Source organism: Calothrix sp. NIES-2100 (assembly GCF_963875285.1).
Classification (GTDB): domain Bacteria; phylum Cyanobacteriota; class Cyanobacteriia; order Cyanobacteriales; family Nostocaceae; genus Aulosira.
Map to the genome: position 1 here is coordinate 658926 of NZ_CAWNLA010000001.1, position 21878 is coordinate 680803.

The following is a 21878-nucleotide window of genomic DNA, read 5'->3' on the forward strand; positions in this document are numbered from 1 at the left end:
TTTTTAAACCTTTTTAATCGATTACAAATAAATCAGAACCATCTAAAATATCAGGAATCCATCGGAGAGCTTGAATATTTACTGAACCATCATCTTGTGGTTCTATTTTGTTAACCCTAAAAGTTTTTCTACTTTCTACATCCTCAGTAACTATTACATAATCACCGGATTCTAGAATATTTGATAAACCATAAATTCTCAGACAACGTTTATTATTACTAACAACAATTTCACAAGTTTTAGAGCGTTCTATGTTACCACTAGATAATTTATAAGTGTTCACACCAGGGTAGTTAATCGGTAAACTCGAAGGTAAAGGAACACTCAAAAAATAATCATGGAATGTTCCCTGGTTCTTTTCAAGCGAAACAACAAATCCTGAAAATTCGTTTACTAGTTCTGTTGTTAAATATTGGATGATGATTAAATCACCTTCGCGGACACCGAAACCTTGTAAACCTGTAGAAAAATTTATAACTTTGGTTTGATTTAGCCGAGATTTTAGATAAACTTTGCCGACTTTTTCAGCTTGCGATTGATTAGTGATGCTAGTAAATTTTAAAGATTCAGGGAACAGAGGTTCTAAACCGTTATAAGCATCAGCAGTCATCACGCTGATCACTTTAGGTTTTAAATCGTCTGTACCGTCGCTAAAAGTTACGTGTATGCAATTTAAATTATCGATTTGAACGTTTTCTTCACTGTAACTATTCTCGATAATATTTGAAGCACTAAAAATAGCTACAGGGTTTGTTTGTTGTTCTGGGATTAATCCATATCTTCCACCAGTCCTACAAGGGAATAACAAACTAGTTAATGATTCCCTGGTCACCCATTCTTCAAAATTAATTGTAGAATCTATTGCACCATCCCAAAAATAATTGTTAGTTACACAATACTTTCTAGATTTCACAATTGACTCATAATCTATAAAAAAGTCTTGAATCAGATTCTCTGGTAAAAATCCTGCTAGTCCACCAATGTTTGTGGTTAATAAGTCAACGAAAATATCAGGAAAATAGTTAGAACTTCCTAATTCATAAATTACATATCTATCATTTTCTTCAAATTGTAAATTAACCAGGGATTGAATATTATTAACACCAACATAAAAACCGTAGCTTTCAACTTGTTTATCAAGGTTTCTAATGTAAGTTTCGTTTCGTAAATTTCCAGGAGCATTAGCAGGAAAACTGGCTATAAAATTCTTTGTTAAATCGATTAAATTACTATTGTTACTACCGTTTCCAGCAACACCAGCCATTAAAATATTTTTACAAATTCTACCCTTGCTTATAAAAAATGAAGGATTCGGATCACTTTGCACACGCTCGGAAGCTTGAATAATTAAACTAGCCAACACAATACCCGGATAATTAGCCATGAATAAATGGTTTAAATCACTTGGGTAAACTATTTCATTCACGGTTGTAATTTTACAAGGTGCTGATTGTTCATTAGATACAAATTTTTTTGTATCTTCATAATTAAAATTCCCGTTAGCAATTAAAGCATTAGTATCTTGTGGATAAGCACCAGTTACTAGCAGCACATCCTTACCGTTAAAAATTACACCAGTTGAAAAAGCAATATCATTATAAGATCCTAATTGTTGTGTAACCATCCCATTATTTAAATACCTTCTAGATTCGATTTCTACTTTATGTTTTTGATAGCTTAAATTTTTTAATTTGATAACACCTTTTAACTCAGAATCAGAATTATTTGATAATATCAATTGCCTGATAAAAACACCATTCAAATATAAATAAAATATAACTGAATGATAAATATTATCGTTGTTTTCATTTCTAGCCGATATTCTGTAAACGAAATTTATGTGAATTTCACTACACTTTTTACTAGTTTTGAAAGTTGCAGTATTCGTTACAAATATTTCTTTTTGATTTTGGACAGCGATAGTATTATTAATAGAAAGTTTATTGGTTTCAAATAAATTTAAATTTGTGATTTTAAAAGGTTGTAAAACTGTTGAAACATCATCATGTATAACCAACCGATCAGAAGTATTGTAAATTCCTAAGTTATCAGGATCTATTTGAATAAAATTACCTGTGTAACTAACAGTGTTTGTAGTTTTACGCTTGTAAGTAAAACCAAAGTATGTGTTAGTTGATAAATTGTTGACAGTACTGTAATAAGGAAAAGAATCTATACCTGTTTGGGTTTTTGTACCAAGTCTAAATTCTTGTGAATATTCATCAGAAAAAAAGTTGTCCAGGGATTGATTATCAAGTAATGTTTTTGTGTTTTCAATAGAATTTATTTCACCTAAACATAGACCATAAAGCACATATAATTTTTGAGTGCCTGATAAAGTCTCTACCCTGGAATTTAATATGAATCCAGAGGTTCTAACACCACCATTAACATTGATATCAGTATTTGTGTAAACTAAAGGTATAGCACCACCTAAAGGTACTATGGAAGGTGCTGTATTAAATCCAAAATTAGCAACAGCACTATCACGTTTTTTAACTTGTTCTACAGGATCTTGAGATTTATTAGATTTTTGACCACCACCCAATAATCTCCAACCTATTGAAGCACCTATCAAAGCGCCAGCAAGCAAACCTACACCGATTAATGGAGCAGCAAAAGCACCTAAAGCACCACCTAAAATAACACCGATTACAGGTGCATCTTGAACGTTAACATCACCAGAGTGTGTTAAAGCTAATTTGGTTTGTCTATCAAGTTCTAGAAAGTATTGAAATTCGTGTATAGCTGCTAAATCGTTTTCGGTAATTTCAATACCATGATTATCTTTTAAAATTTCTATGATTTCTTTGTTTAACATCAAATTATATCAATAATATGTCAGACAATTTAAAAAGTGACTTTTTGTTTTAGTAAAACCAAAAACTATCAATCCATAATCTTAATCTTTCGATAGGTCGCTGAATAGGTTTGTTAATGATATAGATTATTGTACCCTGGTAAACAGTGCCTAGCGCTTTGTAACCTTCCCAATCGAGACACACTAAATTAGCTTTATCAACATTTGATTGTTTAGCATAAGCATCTAAAAACACTTTAACCAAATCTTTAGGATAATTTAATTTATTATACTCTCGATAAATCCAATTAAAATCTGGTAACGGTTCTAAATTTAAAAGCGATCGCATTTCTTGAGCTAAGGTAAAACAATCAAATTCTTGCCACTTATAAAACTTATTCGGTAATTCAAGCATATTTAATCAACTCAAATTGATATTAGAGGTCACGGGAATCTCAGGGATATATCCAACAATATTTAGACCATTGACGTTTTTACCAGTTGTGAAAAATGTTGATGGTATATTACCCTGAATACTAGATAATCTGGAACTTAATTCAAATTCTATAGAAGCATTAACATATCGAGAACTTTTGACAACCATTAAATCTTTTGATCGTGGTGTAGCATTGGGATTATCAGGATAAACCGAAACACATTCTATTATTGAATTTCTAAAACCTTTGTAATTTTCAACATATTGTCTGATTTCTGGTAAATTTGGAACACTGATAATTGTTGATTCGCTAGAAACTTCTAGGGATTTAGCAGGACTTTTAAAATTTATTGGTAAATATGTGTATTGCTTATTTGACCAGGTAATAATTTGGTTTGATACAAAATTTTGCCATCTAAATATTACGGTTTCTTTGTATATTCTGACAGTGAATAAATCACCAACATGAATAACAGTATTATTGTATTCAGTCATGTATAATATCGAAGTATAATATAATATTATATCCTGAATTATTTTTATAATAAATGTCTATATGGCAATATTTCCGGTTATAACAGTCTCTGGAATTAATTATGAAGCGCCAGAAACATTTAAAAAAGTTTTAAGATTTTCTGATGGTAATGAACAATCCTTACATTATTTATCAGCTTTAACTAATGCAAAATTAACATTAATTTTAGATTTCATAAATCAAAATGAAGTATCAGAATTATTAAAATTTTGGGATATTGTTGGAGGTTTAACAGGAAGTTTCACATTACCAGACGAGATTTTTAAACAACCAACAATCATTAAAAGTTTAATAAATACACAAAATGTTTATTGGAAATTTGAAAATGTTATTTCAGTTGAAACTATTGTTGCTTCAAGTGTTAGAGGTTTATTTAAAACTAGTATAAAACTCGTTTCTGTTCCAACTAACATATCAGTTCAAAGATTAACAATTTATTCTGGTTTAGATGTTATGGCTATTGATGTATATTTTTGTGAGACTATAGCGGTGCAAGATTATCAAGCACCAGTAACAATTTCAAATGCTAATGTTTTATATTCAGAACAAGTTATTAATTTCACAACAGGTTCAATTTTTAAATTTATCAATAACGCTTGGCAAAAATATACACCAGGGAATGGTACTGTTTTTATCCATAAACGTGATGAAACAGCCTATCAATATATTGATGGTAATTTAATAGGATACACACATAATAATTTTAAAAATCCTGTATCAATCACAAATGCTACACCATCGGTTAATAGTTCTAGTGGTGCTTTAATAGTTTCTGGTGGTGTTGGTGTTTCTGGAAGTGTTTATAGTAATGGTGTCGATACCTCTGGTTACAGATCATTTACTGTCGGTGGTAATGTTAACACTTTTTATCCTGTTCAAATAAAATTAATTCAACCTAGTAATCTAACAGGATCAGGAAAATGTCAAATTTATAGAAGTTCCTTACAAACTCCAATAACAAACGCAGGGACTTTTAATTTGGAATTTAGATTTCAACCTTACAATTATGGGAATCAAGTAAGTATTATTGATGAAATTAAATATGAATATTCTTTAGGAACTTATACAAATGCTGTCGGTGATATTAGAGATGGTACAACAACATCTAGTGGAAATGATTGTATTGTTTGGTTACGTGGCAATTTAAATTATAATTTAAAATCTTTAGATGCTGGTCAACATTGGGAAATTGTTAATAGTAATCCTAATGGAACTAGCATATCAGATAGTTCAGGTTTCACACATAACCCGACAACTGTACAAACCGATTTAATTCTTAATGCCAATTGGAGAACTTTAACACTACAAAATGGTTCTAGTAACTATTCAGCAGATTATCATCCGGCTAGAGCAATTAAAAAACAAAATGGTGATGTTGAAATTCAGGGAACTATACAGATACCATCGAAACCGAGTTTATTGACAACTATCGCGACATTACCAGTTGGTATGAGAACCTCAAAACGTTTAATTTTTAATGGTGTTGCTGCTAACGTCAATATTACTGGTACTTTAAGTCTTATAAGATTTTTTATATTACCAACGGGTGAAATAATTTATGAAAATTTAAATTATACTGATGAATCTGCAATTTATGTATTTAGTATAAACTTTATTTTTTCCACAAAATAATTTATAAGGTTAATCCTAAACTATGATAAAAGTTTAAAAACTTTGTGATTCTTCTCAAAGTTGAGCCTTGCATTTGAAAATTTCCTGTAATAACAGAGTAAATAATAGAGTCGCAGTGTCTATTAATAGAACCAGTACTTCTAAAATAACCACCAACTTGAAAACCACCAGTAATACTATTAGAAGGATAAGTGTTATTGGAACCTACGGTAGTTGTTATATTATTACCGTATAATCTGATAGTTGAATCGGTATTGTTACGTGTCATTCCTAATAATTTTTTGGAACCAGTACAATTAAAACTTGAAGTTATAAAACCTCCACCAGTACCGCTAGAACCACCAAGTAAATTATTACCATTAGTATCAGGTGTTGTGCTACCAACACCTAAAAACCATCCAGCGGTTATATTATTAGCATCATTTTGGTTAGCAAATATAGCACCTTTACTGTTTGCGGTTACATTAGCAACAACAAAAGCAGAATAATTAGTATTTGAAAGGTTTGTTGAACCTATTAAAAAGGTTAAATTGGTACTATTAAAACTAGCACCATCTGATAATAATGTGGGTCTTTTACTACTAGTTGATTGTGTGATATTACCCGAACCTATCCAGGGTTTAACACAAGCGATCGCGCTATTTGTTGTGGCTGGTGTTGTTCCACTAGTGTCTGTAAAACTGGAATTAGCATCGAAACAATACCAATTACAATTATTTAAACTATTGATAACATCGTAAGCTGAGTAACTTTCATCAACAGCAGCTAATTTACAGGATCTTTCAACAATTTTTAATCTATTATTAGGAAGATTTGGAAATGTTGAACGGATATATCTAGTTAAAGTAAAGGTACTCTTTCTCATTTTAACTACCTTACATCACCAGTAATTAACCATTCATTAGACCCTAAATATTTTAAAGAAACAGAGTAATTTTCAGCTATGATTACATGACCAGTTGTTGTGGCACTTCCACCTTTGTAAATAAAAACGTTTGTGCCAGCATTAATAGTTACGGTTGATGTTGCATACTGAATTATTTCAAATTCTGTTCCGATAGGGAAATTTACAGTTGCATTATCAGGAACAGTAATGTTAATGGTGGTTGTATTTTCACAAAGATAACAAACATTCTGCTCAGTAATAACTAAAGTTTTATTAGCAGTTAAAACAATTACCGGGTTATAAGAACCGTAACCAACAGTAACCAGGGTTCCTGATGTATCAGGTAATCGGATAGTTCTATTAGCTGTCGGGTTCCAGACTAGTGAAGCAATAAAATTATTTGATAAAAATTTTAAAGCGCGATCGCCTGTTAGCTGTTTTAAGCCGATTGAAAAATCTGAAATCGCGCCAACAATATCTGAAAACTTACTCATACTAAGCAGGAATTACATAATCAACTTCAATTCTTGCAGCGCCAACAGATGCGCTACCAGCACTATAAGTAGTTATCAAACTTTCCGAACTTCCGTTAGCTGTCAACCCTGGATAAATTTCGTAAATTGCGATTGTTGTTAAATCAACTTGATTAGTCGCTACATATTTTGAAGTTGTACCAGAAATACCGATAGATAATGAAGGTGTACCATTAAAAGCCGTGTCTACTATCACACGAACAGCTTGGATTACAGAATTAGCTGGTAAAGTAAACATTGACACGGGACTGGTACTACCAAAAGCTAAATTAGTTGTGTCTGTACTAACCTTGTCAGTTGTTGAACCACCAGCATTTACCCAGGATAAATTTCCAGTTGTTCCATCAGTTGTTAACACTTGGTTAGGACTACCAACACTCGTTGGTAGTGTTAATGTGTAACTCGCAGACATACCTGATGTAGGTCTAGCAATAGTGATACTTCTATCAGCGCTAGTGTTCGCAGCATCACTATTAATTACAAAATTGTCACTAGAAATATTGATAGTACTAGCTGTAACTGAACTATCTGCGCTATCAGTGCTATTTCTAATTAATAAATTTCCCGAACTGTTTTTGAGTCTTACGCCATTCGTACCGATTTTAAAATAACTTACAACAGTACCGAGTAAATCTGCAAATTTAGACATTTTTTATAACTCCTTGATTCCTAAAACTACAAAACCATTTCCTTGGTTTACACCATTTCCAAGTTGAATATTCAAGAAAATATCAACCGAGTTTTCATATTTGAAAAACGGGTAAGATTCATAACTTGCAACAGTTGTCACATCACAATAATCACTAGACAATAAAGTTTGATTTGATGAATCTGTTATTGATAATAAAGAAATTTCATTAAAAACTTGATTGATTTGAATAGTTACAGTGTCGACTAAACCTTGAAAACTATTAATCAAAATCTTTGGTGAAGCATCACCATAACTAAAAGGTATCGAGATTTTCCCAGTACCTTTAGAATTTACTAAGTTATCAACGTAAGTGGCCAGGGTATTGTACTGAGGATCATTCTGGGTTATTCCCGCTTGTCTTAAAACCGATAGCTGAATGTCAGAATTACCTGATGGTAAAGTAAATTTGAATACCTCATTCCCTGGTAAAAAACAAGCGTATTCAGATGCTATATCACCTTGCTCATTACACCAAAGTCTCACACCATTAATGATGCTTCCTAAATCTGTTGTGGTGTATAGATTACCCTGATTATCTATGTCTGCAATAATCTCTGATTTGACTATTTGACCATCAGCTATGTAAGAACTATTTAAAAGTTTGAATAAAATTTTGGATGATGTCAGAACATCACCATTAGTTCGGTAAATTTTGCCTACTACTAACCTGGTCGTAAGCATTATATAAATATGAATAAAACTGATATTTATAATATTATAACATAACTTTTTATTATGTATTATTTCAGACATCTTATAAAATCAAGTTATATAATAGATTTGTAGGACAATTCAAAAAGTGACTTTTTAAAATATGGCAAGGAATCCCAAATCAAAACTAGATTTAAAATATGTAAAATCTAGTGAAATAACTAAAATTATTGATGAAAATTATCAGGATGTTTGGGGCATCGTAAAAAAATTACAATTATTATTAAAAACCAATGGTCATGAAGTATCTCAATATTTGATAAGTAAATATGTTAAACAGAAAGGATTGATGGTAAGAGGTGGTAAAAATTCTTTGATGGTTAGAGATTGGCATCCCAGAGAAATAGAAATACTAGAAAGATATTGTGGTTTACTTCCATTTCCAGAAATTGTTAAAAAATTAAATGGTTATTGTCTGGAAAAAAATTTAAGCTTTAGAACTGTAAACGCTATTCACGCACAAATAGTTAAATTAGGTTTGTCTAGGGATGTTGCAGATCAATATGTAAGTGTCAGGCAAATAGAGAAAATTCTAAATGTTTCGTACGATAAAGTTCAATCTTGGTTAAAAATTAAACGATGGAAGAATATTTTAAATCCTGTAGAAAATGGTAATAGAATTATAATTCATAGAAATAATTTTAAAAAATTTATAGTTGAAAACAGATCTGAAATTACTCAAAAATGTAAGCCTGATTGGGAAATAATTTTAGAATTGTTTGAAGATTCCTAAAGTTACAAAGTTATATAAAAAGAAAAATCCCTAAAAGTTTAAAATTCTTTTAGGGATTTTTGATAGTCCATTGCTGTTTAGTATGAGCCACTAATATTATAGATTATTTATAAACCAGAATTTTCTAAAATATATCTATAACTTTTAAAATCCAAAAAATTAGCATTATTACCAGTTTGAGCGATCGCTACATGTTCAAAAGGACTAAGATGTTTTGGGTTAGCAACAAGTAATTTATCATGTAATTCAATATCTTTGCTTAAATTACGCTTACCATCATGATTTAAATAACTAACTCTTGCACATCTACCAACACACACTTTTAAAATATCATCACCAAAAATACCTTTATCATTCTCTAAATCATAAAATGGTAAATGCCATTCACCAGGGTATAAGATATCAGGTTTTGATTTATCATACTCAGCTTTCATTAAATATGCTAAAGCTTGTATTTCTGGTTGTGCATCTGGATGACAACGTTGATTAAAAAAGTTTTGATAATCTGTGGATGTGCAAATTACTGTAATGGTTGAAAAAGGTTCTAAAATTCTATTGACTATTTGTTTATGTACACCTTTTTCAATCATTTGTCGAGCATAAGAAATTACTGTTGCTTTTGCGGCATTCCATTGTAATCTGGCTTGCTCTATTTCTTCTGATGATAATTCTTGACTCGCTTGCATCCCTGGTTGATTCTTACCCCAATAAAGTGGCTCAACCTGTTGATCAATAACTTTTTGAATCATTTTCTCTACAGGAATTGCTCTAGAACTTGAAGCATTTCTAGAAAACATTCTATAAGTCATGAACTCAGAATGTATAAAACGATGATAAGTTAAAACAAAAGTTGTAATTCTAGAACCAGTTGCAGCGTTAACCGAATCTTTAATAATTTTGACTTTAGGTTGAAACATAAAACCATTAAGTAACTAAGAACATATCTATTATATAAAAAATCCTAGAACTTTTTATAATTCTAGGATTAAAAAACCTATACCAAAGTTATAGATTATTTAGCAATTTTAAATCTTCAAGTAATTTTTGATGATTTAACAACCAATTAGGATCAGACTTTAATCCAAAAGCTTTTAAACAATATTTAAACGGTTGTCCAGGGATATTCTCAACTAAATAAAGCATGGTGTTGGCAATGTAATGAATTTCTTTTTGAGAATGATCACTATTTCTTAATTGTTGAATATTTACAAAGCTTCTAAAATTCATCTGCCAGTCAAAGTTTATTTGAGTATTATAACCGAGAAAATATCTAGCTGATTCTTTAGCACGTTTTTTTACCTAAAACTGGTGTTAAATCTTCAATAGCTTGATGATATAAATTAAACCCTAATTGACTATAATTTTCTAAAATGTCTTGCCAATATTCGTTTTTATTGCTAAAAACACATTCTTCTTCAAAATTAGTAAACCAAGTTACATCACCAGTAGCTTGAATTCCTTGCCAATCATCAGGAATATAAAAACGATCATAAATAAACTCTTTATATCTTTGACTTTCTGCATTTACACTACTTATTCTATGTTTGATTACATGTATGTGTGATGCAATATCACCTGTTAATTGAAAATCTAAAATAGCTTTTTCAAAAGGTGTTTCGTGATGATTTTCAGCTAAAAAATTTAATAATTCAAAAGGTGTTTTCTTTTTCTGGGTACATAGATATTCAAAAATCACATCAACCCTATCAGAAATATCATCGGGTAAATCAATTCCTAATTCTTCTGTAGTACTTTGCCAAGCTGATAAACAAACTCTTTTATCACCACCATAAAAGCCTAATAATTCAACAATGTTATTCATAAAATCAAGTAGCTAAGAACATATCTATTATATAAAAAATCCTAGAACTTTTTATCATTCTAGGATTAAAAAAACCTATACCAAAGTTATTATACTTTGGCTATTGTTATCTGTTCAGATTGATTTTGGTATTTACCATTTCTGGCTTCATAAGTTGTTAGACATTTTTCATCACTTTGGAAAAATAATAATTGTACGATTCCTTCATCAGCATAAACAATACAATCACTATTAGAACTGTTACTGATTTCAAGAGTTAAATGACCTTTCCATCCTGCCTCACCAGGTGTTAAATTGGCTATCAAACCTACTCTTGCATAAGTTGATTTACCAATACAGATAACAGTTACATCATCAGGAATATCTAAAAATTCTTTGGCAACACCTAAAGCGTAACTATTCCCCGGAATTATAAAATATTTTGAACCATCATCGTTAAAATACAAATCGGCTTTTTCAAGAAATTTTGGATCGAAATTTTTAGGATCGACTACTTGACCAGGGATGTGTTTAAAAATCCTAAAATCTTTGCCCGACAATCTGATGTCATAACCATAACTAGATAATCCATAACTAATAACTTTTAGATCATCCTGTTTTCTAATCAAACTGTTACAGAACGGATTAATTAGATTAGAGCCTTGCTCAGAGATCCATCGATCACTTTTAATTGTCATATTACTTTTTCTCTAAAACTAATTTTGTTAATTCAGTAACAGCTTCATAAATCACATGATATTTAGTATCATTAGGATTTTCTAAATAAAGCTGATATGCATAAGCACAGGCATCTAGTAATTCTTCAAACAAATCTTTGTAAGCATCTCTACCATTAAAAGGGTTTAAACGTTTACCGTATGTTTGTAGCCCTATATTTCTACGCTGTAAAAAATATTCTTTTAATTCTGGATGTTCTTGTGAAAGTATCAAAAGAATATCTGGTTTTTCTTGATTATCCATAAGTAAAGCCATCTGTAAAAGATGGCAGACAATTCCAAAATTCAACACTTATATTATAAAACTATTTTAAAAAGTGACTTTTTAATTTTGAATATTTTATAAATTATTCTCTATAGCACAAAAGTTTAAATTTGTCAAGGGTATTTTAAAACAATTTTTGAATTTTGTAGTTTATCGCAGAGTTGCAAAATGGACTACAAAAATTTTTGTAGTTTCCAGAATCGATTACAAAAAGCCTTGATTCATTGGAAGTACAAAAGGGTTTGTTCGATGATCGGGTAAGTTATAGGGCATTCTAGACCAGGGTGGCAGCACGATTAGTTTATCAAGCTGAATAAAGATTCTAGTTGTTACAAGGCTTTCAGACTTTTTGTAGTTTTCATTGATAAGTTTAGCTTATACATATACTATTTTAAGCATTTATACTTACTTGTACTACTGTAATAGTACAGATATTCTCAATAAGCTCAATATTCTCAATAAGACTACAAAAAATTTTGTAGTTTTTTGTAATAGTTTTTGTAGAAATTACAAACTACAAAAACCTTATGTAGCAAGGATTTTGTAATAGTTTTTGTAGATTTTGTAGTTTTGAGCCGGATATAAATCTCTAGAGCTTTGTAGTATGTCTGTAATATAAAAACAGGTAGTTTTGTAGTACAAGAAAATCTTATATATCAAGACTTATATGAATATCTAGTTTTCTATGGTCAGAGAAAAATAATCAAAAAATTATGTAGCCCAGGGTAGTTGTACTAACAAAAACCTAAATAGTTATAAATACTTAAACTAGTACAAATAATCTATTTAATTTGTATTACATATATAAAACATAAAGAAGTATAAGAAAAACTTATATTAATTTATCCTTTATATAACTAGTACAAATTTATAAGTAAAAATACTTATTTAGATTTTTTATGATTTACTCAGGTTTTTGTTAGTACAACTACCCTGGACTACAAAAATTTATGATTATTTTTCTCTAGCCAGATTAAATCATAGATTTCTATAAGCCTTTGATAGTACTAGTTTGTATAAATTTTACTAGTACACTTTGATAGTACACCTGTACTAGTACACCTGTAGAGATTTATATCCGGCTCAAAACTACAAAATCTACAAAAACTATTACAAAATCCTTGCTACATAAGGTTTTTGTAGTTTGTAATTTCTACAAAAACCATTACAAAAAACTACAAAAAATTTTGTGGTCTTATTGAGAATATTGAGCTTATTGAGAATATCTGTACTATTACAGTAGTACTTAATAAGCATAAATACTCTAGTACAGTTATTTGCAATAAGATGTTTTAATGACAATAGATAGTTAAAAGGTTCTAGATTATCTAAGTACCCTAGATTCATACATGCTTTTACCCTGGTCTAGAATGCCCTAGAAAAGCTTTGATTTTGAATTGATTGGTTCAGTGTTGATCTATAGCTATTTGACCAAAACCTTGACAGTTTAATGGCTGTAATGATATTTTTAAGTAGATTGACGCAACCGAACCGTGAAAACCTTATAGACAAAGACTTTCAAAAGGTAGCCCTAGCAATACCTAATAATCCCTATCAGGGATTGAAACTAACCAATTGGAGCGTAAGATATCCCAGCTAAAAATCTAGCAATACCTAATAATCCCTATCAGGGATTGAAACGTTAATAGGGATATCAGCACTAAAAAGCCTAAACTAGCAATACCTAATAATCCCTATCAGGGATTGAAACTTACGTAAAAACTCAACAGCCTCATTACGTAATTCTAGCAATACCTAATAATCCCTATCAGGGATTGAAACCTATGCCCTTGTAATCTTCCTCAGTAATGAATCTAGCGATACCTAATAATCCCTATCAGGGATTGAAACCAACAACCAAATATTTTTTGTAGTTTTCAATCTGGCTACAAAATCTGAAAATTATTATAAATACCCTTGACAAATTTAAACTTTTATGCTATAGACAATAAATTCTATATTTTTAAAATTAAAAAGTCACTTTTTATAATGTCTGACAAATTAAAATAATTTTCCTGCGGGTCTGCAATATTTTCTACCAGAGTTGATATCCTGTAAAACTTGTATATCACCCTGGTCTACAGCTTCTTTAATTATTTTTGAGCAACTTTGGTTAATGTAGGTTATTGCGTTGACAACTATTAATAAAACCAGTATTCCTGAAAAAATTACAATTTTGTTTCTAGTCATAACTGTTGCTAAATTATTTCTAAAATTCTAGCAAACTTTATATTGTAAAGATTATTTAAAGATAATTGACAAAATTACATAATAGTGTAAATACCTATTGTGTCTTAGATAACTATTAAATATAATAGATTTACTGACGTATAAGTTTATGTTATTAAATTTATTTGTTTTTGCTGATGCTGAATCACAACTTAGTATAGAGTATTTAGTTTTAAAAACTGTACAAAGACTCGTTGAGCAAGAGCTAGCTGCTTTAATGGTTGGTGCAGCATTAATGTTACTTGTGCTTATTAAGTATTGGGATGTTCCTAAAAAATGGACAATTTTAAATCAAAGAATAATTAGGATAGAACGTAGACAAAAAAAACTTTTTGAAATTATAAAAATCTACTTTAAGTCAGATAAAGTCCATAATTTTTTGAATGATAATATTGATAGCATTGACGATCAAGATTATTATTCTGAAAAAATGGTAGATAACGATGATAATTAATCTAGATAGTAGAACTGAAAGTAGTATTGTAAAACTCTTTCGTTCAAAAATCACCGAAAGAGTTTTAATTGCAGCTACACTTTTAGTAATTTTTCAACCATTTTTAGATTTGATTGTTAAGTTGAACATCGGTTTTGATAATTCACGTAATTCTATAGAATTTGTGAAATCATCGGATAATCTTGAACTATCTGATAACAGATATTAATGAAATTTCGATTTGATACCAACCTCTTAAAAAGCTTGCAACTATCGGGCTAACTATTGGGGGTTTTTCAAATTTCCATTTTTGTATAGCGTTTAAATTGTAAATTCGGTTTTGGATTATTTGAGGTAATTTATAAAATTCCTCTGGTAAAACAAAACTATTTAGGGTTCCGCCAACAGAGTTATAAAAATTTAATAGACTTTCTAATTCTTCATGATTCATTTTTTGGGTAATTGATAGAACCATTCCATTACTCAAAAAAGATGTTCTTTGAGCAAAAGTTTCACCAGATTTGAACTGCGTTTCTAGTCTTTGATAATCTGGGAATGTTATCGAATTTAACTTAGTTGCTGTCATATTCATAATTGTTGGCAATATATTTTGATTGTTATCCGATGTAAGTGTTGCTAGTATTTCGTATTCTGGCAACACATTCATGGTATTTTTAAATTTACCTGGTTGTGTGATTGTCCAGGGATTACCATATTGCAACGCACCTATAGACACCGCAGATATAGGTGTTATATCCGTAATCGGGATACCTGCATTAATCAAAATACTTGTAGATCTTAATTTATATTCCCATACGTTTGTGCTAGGGTTTGTACTTTCAAAATCTACCGGAACATTTAAAGTATTTGCTCCGATTACCGTGGTATTTTGAAAAGCATTGTAGCTGATGGTAACACTTCCTGTAGCCAATCCTGTGCTGCCAACACTTTCAGAATTACAAATGAATATATTATTTTGGAATTTACTATAAACATTGGTGGCTTCTGTGGTTGATGAAATAGCACTAGAATTGTTAAAGCCGTAACTAAATTTAAAAGCTGAATAACTACTGTTTAAGATTACGGTGTTATTGTAGAAATTAAAAGGAAAACTAGTAAATTTATTACCACCAAATTGAGCTACAGAATTTAAATAAGGTCTACAAAATATATTGTTGTTTATGGTAGGGCTAGGCATGTTTGTGTTATCAACATAAGCACCAGGGATTATATTTAATACATTTCTAAAAGCGTATCCGTAATTTTTGAAAATGTTGAATTGTACTTTTAAACCAGTATCATGTAATCCAATACAATACCCAGTACTATCAGATTTTTCATAATCCCATTGATTATATTGAATTAATATATTACTGCTTTTGGAATTCCAAATAGACAACATTCCATTGAATTGATTGTATTGAATTTTAGAATTCCTAAAGTCTGCTAAATGGATAGCGATCGCTGATTGTTGGGTTCTATATTTTAATTCTAAATTTTCATTCCAAGCATTGTTGACATCACCTACAACGATACTACCGTTTTCAATCACCAAGTCTACAAACCCTGGTGAAATATCATTGATATTTATATCATCACTAGGAAGTCTTCTAACAGTTGTCAATGCTACTGATTCACCAGTAGTTCCTGATGAAGATTTATAAAGTATTTTAACTTGTCCCGCTCTTTCTTCGATAACATTAGCCAAAAATGGTTTATTGTTATTTACGGATTCTGTAAAAGTTAAAGAAACCTCAGCATCAGTAAGTTCTACCAAGGGTTCAACTTTAGCAGGTTCATTAGTACTTGTCGAATAGAAAAAACAGCTACCATCGAATCTAGAATTAGTTTCTAATCTTATTGGTGTCGGATTTTTTTCGGTTTTCATTCCGACACAAAATAACCAAGCACTATTTCTTAAAATTAATTTGTCAGGACTGCTGCCAGTTTCAGGATTAAATTGTCTAAAGAATCCTCTGTTACCTATCATTTCTATTGAATCGGTTACAAAGTCTTCACAAAATATTTTTCCTGTTCCGATAGTTGTTAAATCATCTGAAATATTTGTATAAGTCCTAACGTTATCAGTGTTTGAAGTAACACTAGATATTATCAAAGTTCTGCTAGTTAAATGTTGAATTTGATTGCCTGCAAGACCATCGAAGCGTTCAATAATTACTGTGTTACTTGAACCATCACCTACTATTATTTTTCCAATGCCAGTCAGGGAAGCTTCACAACCAATAAAACGTTTTATATCACCACGAATATAAATATTGTTGTTAATTAAATAAGTTCCTCTCGGAAAATAAATAGTATTTTTACCCGGAATATCAATTGCAGCTTGGATAAAAGTTGATTGATCAACAGTGCTTGAAATTACTCCGCCAACATCTTGGGGACATACCCATTTACTAAAATCTTGTTCCCAAGTTACTACTGGTGTTGGTTCAATTGGTAATGCAATATTATCAGGAACACCCAAGTTAGTTGTCTGACTGGTATTTGTTCCGGTTCCTAGCATTCCTGTGTAATATTCGTAATTTGAAATATTACCAGTTAAATTAGTACCATCCGCAGTATTTTGGATAGCTGTTGCATAATCAGAGATGTTCAAACCTCTTGCAAAAAATGCTAAACAGTTGGTACTTAGTGCGATCGCATTAGTAGGATTACCATTGTTATGAAAATTGCAATTGACCAGGGAAACACAAGCTGTAAAATTATTACCGTAAATGTTGTAATATGCTGGAACACTATTTATAGATGTAATATTTTCCATAAATAGGGTAGCACCGTAATTACCACTAGTATTATAAATACCGTATTGCAATTGATTTTTTACTGTAATATCACATAAAGTAATCCCAACACCAGACCAAGCCCAAACACCATAATCAAACCCATCAATCATAATATCTTTACAAAGCATCGGTGCAGGTTCATTGGTATTCCTAAGATCTAAACCTGCTCTACCAGCTTTATTAGGATCACTTGAAATAATATTTAAATTTCTGGCTACACCTTGGTTATGCGCACAAAATTGCAAACCGATAGCTAAAGGATTTCCAGAACCTATATCTATTGTCAAATCCCTGACAGCATTTCTAAATCTCTGTGCAGGAATTAAACCCGTGTTGATTACAGCTTTTTGATTAAAATTTGATCCTAAATTATTTGCAAGCTTGATTTTAGTTAATTCTCTGTTTTGTCCTTGTAAAATTTGACGCTTCTGTCTATTTCCTTCACTAAAACTTGTCCATGCTGCTTGACTGATTGTGATACTTGCCGTATTTGTGACTGCTGTTACTGTTGTCCCTGGATGAATACCCGTGCCAACAACAGATTGACCTACTTGGACATTTGTAAAAGTTCCTGAACTAGCCGTGATTATATTACTACCAGCAGTTACAGTGACATTTATAAGAGCAACATTGTTTATAAATAGATAACCAGCCCAATACAACGTTTTACTAACTAAATATGTTCCATTGGGTAAATAATTAATTCTGTTCCCACCATAAGTCATTTTACAGTCAAGAAAATCTTGCATTTCTTGACTAACATCAGTTGCACCAGTGTTGTCTATATTAAAAGGTTGTCCGGTTCTAAGATTAATTGTTGCTGTATAATTTTGTCCATTTATTGTAAAATTTCTAGGAATCAGCAAGTTAGCGTTATTTGGAAATATAATATTTTCTGCCATATTTTAAAAAGTCACTTTTTGAATTGTCAGACAAATAAACAAATATTATAGAATTGTTATAAAACTATTATAAATAATTATTCAAACGTTCCCAATGTTCAGACCAAGCCAAGAAAGCTTGACCACCTCTAGAGTCCAGGGTGTTTATATAAAAATCTCTAAAAATCGTTTTGAACAAGAAACCAAATAAAATAACTGATGTTTGCTTATCGGTGCTGAAGCTTGGAATGTAACCTAGAATTAAGCTGCTATAACTACTGTCTGTTATTTTAAAATCGCTAAACTCGGCTTCTGATACTCGCTGAATATCTAAAGCTGTTTCACGGTATCCGTAAATTTCTATATTTTTGAAAATAAAATTGTAAGCATCTCTGATTGTCACAGCTTTTTTAATTTGATAGTTGTTACCATCAAATATCAAATTATTTAAAGAACTATCGGAACTCTGATCAATTAAGACACTTGCTTTTATTACTGGTGCTGTTGATTCACCTACAATACTGCAACCATCCCTAAGAATTAATGGATTTTCTTCTGTATATGTTGTGTTGTATGTCCCTGGTCTGATTACAATTATCAGATTTCTACCTTTTTCATATTTACTTAAGGCTTTAGAAATATTTTGAAATGGTGCTGAATAACTACCATTGTTGTTATCATTCCCATTATTTATATCTACATAAAAATTTAATGGTGAATTTTTCTTTTTAGTAGTTATTGAGTAATAAGAGAAACTATTAAATGTTGCAACACCATTGTGGCTTATACCAATATCACCAGGTTTTTGTAATTCAGGTTCACCGTTGACAACCCTAAAAATAAAAGTTGTTATTCCATTATTAGGGTTAATAGCACGTAATTCTAAAACTGTTGTAGAATCATAAGTTATTGTGGTAAATCTGAAAGTGTGTGCTGTATTTTGTAAATAAACTTTTCTTACATAAATTCTATCAGGCTTTTCCCTGGTTGAAATCTTTGTAAATAAAGATGCTATCACAACCATTGTTGAACCTTTGTTTTCAGCACTGATATCTACAAAATATTTAGCGTCTTTGTTTTCTTGTTTACGGCTGATAATTCTTGCTGTGTGTATCTGATTCCAAAGATAACTTAATGGTGGTTGAATTTCACATTCTATTTCAGAATTTACAATACTAATACCTCTTAAACAGTCTTTAGGATTACTGTCTGTCGGTTTTTTAGAAAGTGTTAATGAATTGTTAGATGCTTTCGCTGTAACGGTTGTGCTTGTCGGTATTTGTTTATTACCAAGAACCGTATCACCTACAATAACTTTATGAAAAGCGTTTAATTCTGCACTTGTTAATGTAAAAGATTCTTCATCTAGGAAACATCTAACAGTGGTTCTGACTACTTGACCTCTGAAAAAAGTTATAACATCAGATAATGTTTTGTTAGTTGTGACAACTTTTCCATCAACTAAAGAATATTGAGAACCATGTAACCAACCATTTCCCAATGAGGTTGTGTTACCTCTTTCAAAATCATCATTAAATATGAAACTTCTATCATAATTAGTTGTGTCCAAAATTCCTGTAAATGATACGGAATTAGATGTCAATCCTGGTGATATTGCAGTTAATATAAATGCTTCTGAGTTGCAAACTTTGATTATAAAATCTTTACTATTTACCGGATTTGGTATCTGATCAGGGTTACTAAATATTATTTTTGGAATTATAGAATTTTTATTATTATCAGTTACTAAAACTTCTATATTATCGATAACAAGTCCATCAACACTAATATTAAAAGCTTCTGAATATTGGCTGATTTCACAATTATTTTTACTAGGTAAAGTTAAAGTTATTTTTGTCGGTTTTAATCCAACAAAAATATTTTTAGTTGCTGATATTGCATATATTGAAGATATCGTAATAGTTTTATTGCCAGTAGTGTTTGGTGTAAATGTAAAAGTCGCTGTAGGATTTGCACCAGTTAAAGTTACATTAGCAGGTGTGAAAGTTCCACCACTAGAGTTAAAAGTTAAAGGTATTGAACCGGCCAGTTGACTAACACCACCATTTAAACCAACAGTGAAAGTTTTACTAGCATAGTTGAGCCAAGCAACATTTGGACTTGATTTAATATCTACTGTTGGTGTTAATCCCTGAAAGTTATAAGTTTTTGTTGTAAAATTATTACCCGTTATAAATAATGTGATATCACCTAAACTATTAGGTCTGTATTTAAAAGTTAGTTCTTGTCCAGGGTAGGTAAATGTTAAAGTATTTGGAGTAAAAACACCATTACTGTTATCAGATAAGTTAACAGTTGTTGGCAGATTTACACCGTTGATTGTTACCCTAAAATTAGGGCTAGTGTATCCAACATATTCAAATGTTGGGTTTGTTCCATCATCAGTAATATTGGTGTTTGAAGAATAACTAGTATAATTCGATTGGGTTAATAAAACACCATCAGCCGTAAAAGATAATGGAATTTCTTGAGGCGGATCGGTTGGATTTAATAATGGTGGTTTATAAGTAAAACTTACTGTAGTGTTTGTAGTACTTATATTAAATGTTGAAGGTGTAAAAACACCACCAGCACCCGAATCGCTGGGAACAATAGTATAATTTTTCCCTGGTGCTAAAATCCCTGTATATCCTAAAGTAAAGTTAGTCGATGCTTGTCCTGATAAACCTTGCTGTGGTGCTGAAACCACAGTTAATTTTGGAACTTCAGACAAAACATCACTGACAGCACCGTGAAATTGTATAGTGCTGTAAGAAACATCATCAGCAGGATTTGTTGCCGGATCAAAAATTGCAAATATAGCAGGTGTACCAACCTGGGTTATATTTGGGTTTATAACTTTTGATGAAACTACTAAAGTATTTGAAATGGTATCAAACAGCCCACCGCTTAACCATTTACCAGTTGTTAGACTGAACACACCAGCATTTATTGCACCGGAAACGGCTTGAATAATTATGGCATAGCTATGTCCTGTTACTAATGGACATCTACTCTCATTAGTTCCTGATTGCTTAGGATATTGGTTACTTTGTAAATTATAAATTGCAAATAATTTTGTTGATCCAGTCGCTTCAGAATATCTAATAGTAGCAGCATAACCACTATTACTAGAATTCAAATATCTTAAACCAAAACCAATACTTGAACGGCTTGAAGATATTAAATCAGGATCTCCATACCATTTAAAAATGCCTAAAACTTCATAAAAATTTGTGGTGTTAACTTGTGTACTATTTGCGTGAACACTAAAGTTTGAAGCATTTATTTTTTTCCATTGTCTTACACGCCCCGATGGACTTATGATTAATTTTGAATTTGTATTATCACCATCGTTTCTGGTTCTAGTCCATGTTGAACCGTTATAAGCAGTTCTACCAGATAAATCGGTTCCTGAAGTTCCTATAAATCCATCAATTAAAGGCATAATCAAAAATATATTTAAAGTTTAAATCCCTGATTATTACCAGGGATTTTACAAAGAATCTCGAAATTATCAGCTATTCTTCGTCTTCGTCATCAACAACTGGTGGTCTTTTTAAAACTGAGTTATTAACAACAATTTCAGTAATTTTAATAACTTCATCTTCGACAAGTTCTTGAACCGTTTCAAGTTGTTTGAACTTACTGATTAAGTTATCATTAACTTCATTTTCACCAGGGTTTAAAGTCACTTTGTTGACATCAAATAGAAAAGTTCTAGCAGCTTTTCTATTTTCTCTTTCAGGATAATAAGTTACTGTTGCCATA

Annotated in this window: 18 protein-coding genes; 3 read left to right on the top strand and 15 right to left on the bottom strand. The window is 30.9% G+C overall.

From position 1 onward, the window contains the following. Positions 1–13: 13 nt before the first annotated feature. The 3 genes from AACU32_RS02635 to AACU32_RS02645 are packed head-to-tail and all read right to left on the bottom strand — an operon-like array spanning position 14 to position 3731. Positions 14–2821 carry a hypothetical protein gene (locus AACU32_RS02635; protein WP_096597592.1) on the bottom strand — a complete coding sequence of 936 codons (2808 nt, stop codon included), beginning with the start codon at positions 2819–2821 and terminating at the stop codon, positions 14–16. Positions 2822–2870: 49 nt separating this feature from the next. Next, a complete protein-coding gene (locus AACU32_RS02640; protein ID WP_096597594.1) occupies positions 2871–3215 on the bottom strand; it encodes a hypothetical protein in 345 nt (114 codons plus the stop codon). 6 nt (positions 3216–3221) lie between these two features. After that, on the bottom strand, positions 3222–3731 hold the full coding sequence (locus AACU32_RS02645) for a hypothetical protein (RefSeq protein WP_096597596.1): 510 nt from the start codon (positions 3729–3731) through the stop codon (positions 3222–3224). A gap of 61 nt (positions 3732–3792) precedes the next feature. Here AACU32_RS02645 and AACU32_RS02650 point away from each other — a divergent pair, with 61 nt between their 5' ends. Beyond that, positions 3793–5403 (top strand): hypothetical protein, encoded by a 1611-nt coding sequence (locus AACU32_RS02650; protein ID WP_096597598.1) that lies wholly within the window; start codon positions 3793–3795, stop codon positions 5401–5403. 1 nt (position 5404) lies between these two features. Here the strand turns inward: AACU32_RS02650 and AACU32_RS02655 are convergent, their stop codons facing one another. From AACU32_RS02655 to AACU32_RS02670, 4 genes are read right to left on the bottom strand one after another with little or no spacing between them, the layout of a single operon-like run. Beyond that, complete coding sequence (locus AACU32_RS02655; protein WP_096597600.1) at positions 5405–6268, bottom strand: hypothetical protein; 864 nt, start codon at positions 6266–6268, stop codon at positions 5405–5407. Between the two features lie 5 nt (positions 6269–6273). After that, the gene (locus AACU32_RS02660) at positions 6274–6783 is read right to left on the bottom strand and encodes a hypothetical protein (protein ID WP_096597602.1); all 510 of its coding nucleotides are present in this window, start codon (positions 6781–6783) and stop codon (positions 6274–6276) included. 1 nt (position 6784) lies between these two features. Then, positions 6785–7471: a hypothetical protein gene (locus tag AACU32_RS02665; RefSeq protein WP_096597604.1), complete on the bottom strand. Its 687-nt coding sequence runs from the start codon at positions 7469–7471 to the stop codon at positions 6785–6787. Between the two features lie 3 nt (positions 7472–7474). Next, positions 7475–8266: a hypothetical protein gene (locus tag AACU32_RS02670; RefSeq protein ID WP_339377443.1), complete on the bottom strand. Its 792-nt coding sequence runs from the start codon at positions 8264–8266 to the stop codon at positions 7475–7477. 61 nt (positions 8267–8327) lie between these two features. On the opposite strand from AACU32_RS02670, the gene AACU32_RS02675 reads away from it, so the two are divergent. Next, entirely contained in the window at positions 8328–8957 is a 630-nt protein-coding gene (locus tag AACU32_RS02675) for a hypothetical protein (protein ID WP_096597608.1), read from the top strand. Between the two features lie 107 nt (positions 8958–9064). Here AACU32_RS02675 and AACU32_RS02680 read toward each other — a convergent pair whose 3' ends face one another. The 5 genes from AACU32_RS02680 to AACU32_RS02700 form a co-directional block, all read right to left on the bottom strand. Beyond that, entirely contained in the window at positions 9065–9874 is an 810-nt protein-coding gene (locus AACU32_RS02680) for an FAD-dependent thymidylate synthase (RefSeq protein WP_096597610.1), read from the bottom strand. Positions 9875–9962: 88 nt separating this feature from the next. Beyond that, the gene (locus AACU32_RS02685) at positions 9963–10202 is read right to left on the bottom strand and encodes an FAD-dependent thymidylate synthase (RefSeq protein ID WP_339378668.1); all 240 of its coding nucleotides are present in this window, start codon (positions 10200–10202) and stop codon (positions 9963–9965) included. Between the two features lie 37 nt (positions 10203–10239). Further along, a complete protein-coding gene (locus tag AACU32_RS02690; RefSeq protein WP_096597614.1) occupies positions 10240–10779 on the bottom strand; it encodes an FAD-dependent thymidylate synthase in 540 nt (179 codons plus the stop codon). Between the two features lie 89 nt (positions 10780–10868). Further along, complete coding sequence (gene dcd / locus AACU32_RS02695) at positions 10869–11456, bottom strand: dCTP deaminase (protein WP_096597616.1); 588 nt, start codon at positions 11454–11456, stop codon at positions 10869–10871. Position 11457: 1 nt separating this feature from the next. Further along, entirely contained in the window at positions 11458–11739 is a 282-nt protein-coding gene (locus AACU32_RS02700) for a hypothetical protein (RefSeq protein ID WP_339377445.1), read from the bottom strand. 2359 nt (positions 11740–14098) lie between these two features. Between AACU32_RS02700 and AACU32_RS02705 the strand changes: the two genes are divergently transcribed. Further along, positions 14099–14443 carry a hypothetical protein gene (locus tag AACU32_RS02705; protein WP_096597622.1) on the top strand — a complete coding sequence of 115 codons (345 nt, stop codon included), beginning with the start codon at positions 14099–14101 and terminating at the stop codon, positions 14441–14443. Positions 14444–14630: 187 nt separating this feature from the next. Here AACU32_RS02705 and AACU32_RS02710 read toward each other — a convergent pair whose 3' ends face one another. The 3 genes from AACU32_RS02710 to AACU32_RS02720 form a co-directional block, all read right to left on the bottom strand. Beyond that, positions 14631–18128 (bottom strand): glycosyl hydrolase family 28-related protein, encoded by a 3498-nt coding sequence (locus AACU32_RS02710; RefSeq protein ID WP_096597626.1) that lies wholly within the window; start codon positions 18126–18128, stop codon positions 14631–14633. A 67-nt stretch (positions 18129–18195) separates the two neighbouring features. Then, positions 18196–21555, bottom strand: coding sequence for a DUF1565 domain-containing protein (locus tag AACU32_RS02715; protein ID WP_096597628.1), 3360 nt, complete (start codon positions 21553–21555; stop codon positions 18196–18198). Between the two features lie 73 nt (positions 21556–21628). Next, a complete protein-coding gene (locus AACU32_RS02720; RefSeq protein WP_096597630.1) occupies positions 21629–21877 on the bottom strand; it encodes a hypothetical protein in 249 nt (82 codons plus the stop codon). Position 21878 lies beyond the last annotated feature (1 nt).